Below are 606 nucleotides of genomic sequence, written 5' to 3' on the forward strand. Positions count from 1 at the left end.
CTGAAATGAAAAAGCCGCCCTTCGGGGCGGCTTTTGTTTTGGGTCGGCGATCTTAAACGCCGTCACCGACGAAGGCTTTTTCGACGACATATTCGCGCGGCTCGGAGTTTGCCCCCTCGCGCAGGCCAAAGCCTTCCAGCACCGCCATCACATCCTTGTTGAACGCGAGCGAGCCGCAGACCATCGCGCGGTCGTGCGCGGCGTCCATCGGCGCGATGCCAAGGTCTTCGAACACCTTGCCGGACGCCAGATTATCGGTGATCCGGCCCATGTGCGGGCTCTCTTCGCGGGTCGTCGTGGGGTAGTATTTCAGCTTCCCCTCGACCATCTCGCCGATCAGCTCGTCGTTCTTCAGATCCTCGACCAGACGGCGGCCGTATTCCAGTTCCTCGACCGTGCGGCAGGTGTGCATCATCACGACTTCGTCAAACTTTTCATAGACTTCCGGGTCTCGCATCAGGCTGGCAAAGGGCGCAATCCCAGTGCCGGTAGCCAGGAACCATACCCGTTTTCCGGGCAAAAGAGCGTCCACCACCAGCGTGCCCACAGGTTTCGGGCGCAGGATGATTTCCTCGCCCACCTGGATGTGCTGCAGCCGCGAGGTCA

The 606-nt window shown here is 60.7% G+C and carries 1 pseudogene; it reads right to left on the minus strand.

The annotated features are described in order from the left end of the window. Positions 1 to 52: 52 nt before the first annotated feature. Positions 53 to 606, minus strand: a pseudogene (locus RYZ20_RS15815) (ferredoxin reductase domain-containing protein); the annotation flags it as partial.

Origin of the sequence: Pseudothioclava alba, assembly GCF_033100795.1 — a bacterium.
Classification (GTDB): Bacteria; Pseudomonadota; Alphaproteobacteria; order Rhodobacterales; family Rhodobacteraceae; genus Pseudothioclava.